General features: G+C 76.8%; 6 protein-coding genes. 5 read left to right on the top strand and 1 reads right to left on the bottom strand.

The features are described 5' to 3' along the window. From Q6969_RS14105 to Q6969_RS14095, 3 genes are all read left to right on the top strand, one after another. Nucleotides 1-374: hypothetical protein (locus tag Q6969_RS14105; RefSeq protein ID WP_317231001.1), on the top strand; the 374-nt coding region annotated here is incomplete at its 5' end. Between the two features lie 110 nt (nt 375-484). Then, nucleotides 485-1390, top strand: coding sequence for a D-isomer specific 2-hydroxyacid dehydrogenase family protein (locus tag Q6969_RS14100; protein ID WP_317231003.1), 906 nt, complete (start codon nt 485-487; stop codon nt 1388-1390). 55 nt (nt 1391-1445) lie between these two features. After that, entirely contained in the window at nt 1446-2474 is a 1029-nt protein-coding gene (locus Q6969_RS14095) for a beta-propeller fold lactonase family protein (RefSeq protein ID WP_317231002.1), read from the top strand. Between the two features lie 94 nt (nt 2475-2568). Here the strand turns inward: Q6969_RS14095 and Q6969_RS14090 are convergent, their stop codons facing one another. Then, nucleotides 2569-2985 (bottom strand): hypothetical protein, encoded by a 417-nt coding sequence (locus Q6969_RS14090; protein ID WP_317231000.1) that lies wholly within the window; start codon nt 2983-2985, stop codon nt 2569-2571. 102 nt (nt 2986-3087) lie between these two features. Between Q6969_RS14090 and Q6969_RS14085 the strand changes: the two genes are divergently transcribed. Both Q6969_RS14085 and Q6969_RS14080 read left to right on the top strand, forming a co-directional pair. Continuing rightward, nucleotides 3088-3195, top strand: a complete 108-nt coding sequence (locus Q6969_RS14085; RefSeq protein WP_317230999.1) for a streptamidine-related RiPP repeat protein — start codon at nt 3088-3090, stop codon at nt 3193-3195. A gap of 97 nt (nt 3196-3292) precedes the next feature. After that, nucleotides 3293-3636: hypothetical protein (locus tag Q6969_RS14080; protein ID WP_317230998.1), on the top strand; the 344-nt coding region annotated here is incomplete at its 3' end.

Genomic DNA, 3636 nt, shown 5'->3' with positions numbered 1-3636 from the left:
CCGAGAGCCTGCTCGGCGTGCCGGCGGTGCGGATCGGGGACCGGGTCGTGGTACGGGTGCTCGACGGCGCGCTGCTCCTCGCCCCGTCCGGGGCCGTGATCCCGCCGCCGCCCGCGGGCATGGACGTCGGGACCGTCCGCCCCTGGTCCGGAGCGCAGCCGCACATGCGCGTGGCGCCGGGCTCCCTGGCGACCGCGACGTCCGACCCCGCCCGCGACGCCGGCGCCGACGCCGACGCCGACGAAGCGGGCTCCACCTCATCCGCCGCCGCGTGGATCCGCGCCGCCGTGCTCGCCACGGCCGAGCGCGTCCCCGCTGTCCGGCTCCCCGAACCGCCCGCCCGCATCCCGCACCCCCGGAGGCCCCGCACATGACCGACACCGCCGCATCCGCTCCCGCCCCCCGCCGCGTCCACCGCGCGGTCGACGGCGCCACCCCGCACCGCTTGGAGGGCGACGCGCGGCCGACGCCCGGCCCCGTGGCGATGCTGCCCCGCACGGAGGAGGCGTACGTCGAGGCCGTGCGCGCGGGCGGCGGGGAGGTGGCCGAGCTCTCGCCCGACACGCGCGGCATCGTCTGGCTCTCCATCCGGCGCGCCGCCGAGCTCACCGACACGCTCGCCGCGAACCCGCAGGTGCAGTGGGTGCAGCTGCCGTTCGCCGGCGTCGACGCGTTCGCGGACACGCTCCGCGAGTGCGACCGACCCGACCTCGTGTGGACGAGCGCGAAGGGCGCGTACTCCGAGCCCGTCGCCGAGCACGCGCTCGCGCTGACGCTCGCGACCCTGCGGCAGCTCCCGGAGCGCGCCCGAGCCACCTCCTGGGGCTCCTCGAGCGGCCTGTCGCTGTACGGCTCCGAGGTCGTGGTGGTCGGGGCGGGCGGCATCGCGCTGGAGTACATCCGGCTGCTGGCGCCGTTCGACTGCACGGTGACGGTCGTCCGGCGCAGCGGCGACCCGGTCGAGGGCGCCGACCGCACGGTCACCGCCGACCGGCTCGACGAGGTGCTCGGGGACGCCGACGTGGTCATGCTCGCCGCGGCCAGCACCGACGACACCGCGCGCCTCATCGGCGCCGCCCAGCTGGAGCGGATGAAGGACACGGCCGTGCTCGTGAACATCGCCCGCGGAGCGCTCGTCGACTCCGACGCGCTGCTGGAGGCGCTCCGGACGGGCGGCATCCACGGCGCCGGCCTCGACGTCACCTCGCCCGAGCCGCTCCCCGACGGCCACCCGCTGTTCTCCGAGCCGCGGTGCATCGTGACGCCGCACACCGCGGACACCCCCGACATGGTGCGTCCGCTGCTGGCCGAGCGGATCCGCCTCAACACGGAGGCGTTCGTGCGCACCGGCGACTTCGTCGGCATCGTGGAGCCGTCCTCGGGGTACTGACCCGCGCCCGCCGCCGCCCGGCATGTCGCACGCGCCCCGTAGGGTGAGCGACGTGATGACGCCCGAGGAAGCCGCCGTACCCGAGGTCTCGATCTGGGCGGGCGGCTACACCGCCGACAGCGGGGGATCGGGCATCGGCATCACCGGCCTCGCGCTCGACGCCATCACCGGAGCGCTCGCGGTCGTGGGCACCGCGGTCGAGACGCCGTCGCCCTCCTTCCTCCTCGCGCACGGCGACATGGTCTACGCGGTGGGCGAGGCCGCGGGCCGCGTGGAGGCCTTCCGGCGCGCGCCCGGCGGTTCGCTGCAGTGGGCGGGCGGGCAGCCGAGCGGCGGCTCGGGGCCCTGCCACCTCCACCTCGTCGACGGCCTGCTCCTGACCTCGCACTACGGCGACGGCACGGTCGCCGTCCACCCGATCCAGCCGGACGGCGCCATCGGCGACGCGGTCCAGCTCCTCACCGCGGAGGGGTCGGGGCCCCGTCCGCAGCAGGACGGCGCGCATGCCCACAGCACCCTCCACGTGGGCGACGGCACCGTCCTCAGCGCCGACCTCGGCACCGACACCGTGCACGTGCACGCCCTGCGCGACGGCCGCCTCGACCGGGTCGCCGCCGTCGTCATGCCGCCCGGCACGGGCCCGCGCCACCTGGCGCTGCTCGCCTCCGGCCGCGTGCTCGTCGTGGGCGAGCTCGACGGCACGCTGCACGCGCTGGAGGGCGCGGGCCGCAGCTGGCGCATCGCCGCCTCCACCCCGTGCGCCGCGGTGCCGGACGCGCGCGACTCCGCGGCCGAGGTGCAGGTGTCCGCCGACGGGCTCCGCGCCTACGTAGGCCTCCGCGGGTCCGAGCGGATCGCCGTGGTCGCCATCTCGCCGGACGGTGCGCTGGCCCCCCTCGCCGACTTCGACTGCGGCGGCGCCGTGCCCCGGCACCACGTGCTCGTCGACGACCGCCTGCACGTGGCGAACCAGGGGTCCGGCACGGTCGCCTCGTTCCGGCTCGATCCCGCGTCCGGTATGCCGACCGGAGCGCCGGACGTCATCGCCGTGCCGAGCCCGACCTACCTGCTGCCGGTCGCCTAGGCCCCGCACGGCGCCGCGTCCCACGTCGCGGATAGGGGGGTCGTCGCTCAGCGCTCAGCGCGGCGACCGGCTGGCCAGGCGACGGGGCAGCGGCTCACCGCAGCAGCATCGCCGCGGCCTCCCGGATCTCCTCCTCGACTCCCAGCCCGCGCCAGCCCGCCGCGGTGAACACGCGACCGCGGACGCCGTTGCGGTCCATGAGCGCGAAGCCGACCGCGCGGATCCCGGAGTAGGCGAGCAGCACGGGCCGCCCGGGGTCGGTCACCAGCGCCACGATGCGGTCGCGCCGGGCCTCGAGCAGCGGCAGGGCGTCGCCGGGCGAGGGAAGGCCGGGCGGCGGTCCGGCGACGACGGCGTCGACGGGATCGGGATCCGTCGCGCGGCCGGGCCCAGGGCGCGACGCGGCGGGCGGCCGGGGCGTCGAGGCGCGCTCGCGGTGGTCCTCGTCGAGCAGCGCCCACAGCCGGTCCACGTCGTGGGGCCGCGCCTGCACGACCTCGAACATCCCCATGCGCCGACGGTACCTGTGGACAGGCGATCCGTCCCCGCTGCTCGCCGCCTAGAGTCCCCCGTGTTGAGAACCGTTCTCGACAATGAGAGGAAGGATGCCGACATGATCGACGTCTCCATCACCAGGATCGCCGGCGACGACGTGCTGAGCGCGCCGCAGGGACCGGGCACGAACGCCCTCGTCCACAACCCCTTCGCTCTCCAGCACTAGGAGAGGGAAGCCGGCCGGCGCGCATCGCGCGCCGGCCGGGACGACCTCCCGCATCCGCCGCCCGGCCCGACGGCCGCCCACCCGAACGTGAGACCCGATGCTCCGCCTCGCCCCGCACCACCTGCTGTACCGCGTCGCCGCCGACGACTGGCGGCACGTCACCCCCGACCGCGAGTTCCACCGCGTGAGCGGACCCGACGACCTCATCGCGGCGGTCGTCGCCCGTCTCGACGGGGATGGGGTCACCGACACCGCCGATCCGCGCTCCGCCCCGGACCCCGCCGAGCCGCTCGTGCGCCTGCTGCGGGAGCGGGGGGCGGTCGTCCCCGCCGTGGTCGAGGCGGCGCGACCCCTGCCCGGCACGGCACCCGTCGCGGTCCACGGGGACGGTCCCGTGGCGGACGCCCTGCACGCCCTGCTCGGCGGTCGCGCCGTCGCGGT

Origin of the sequence: Clavibacter sp. MX14-G9D (genome assembly GCF_032917815.1) — a bacterium.
GTDB classification, from domain to species: domain Bacteria; phylum Actinomycetota; class Actinomycetes; order Actinomycetales; family Microbacteriaceae; genus Clavibacter; species Clavibacter michiganensis_K.
The sequence above is the reverse complement of the archived record's forward strand: the minus strand, read 5'-3'. Positions and strand labels throughout refer to the sequence as shown.

Coding starts and splice junctions, on each gene's coding strand:
- Q6969_RS14100 (WP_317231003.1), top strand. CDS start 485: ATGCTGCCCCGCACGGAGGAGGCGTACGTCGAGGCCGTGCGCGCGGGC.
- Q6969_RS14095 (WP_317231002.1), top strand. CDS start 1,446: ATGACGCCCGAGGAAGCCGCCGTACCCGAGGTCTCGATCTGGGCGGGC.
- Q6969_RS14090 (WP_317231000.1), bottom strand. CDS start 2,985: ATGGGGATGTTCGAGGTCGTGCAGGCGCGGCCCCACGACGTGGACCGG.
- Q6969_RS14085 (WP_317230999.1), top strand. CDS start 3,088: ATGATCGACGTCTCCATCACCAGGATCGCCGGCGACGACGTGCTGAGC.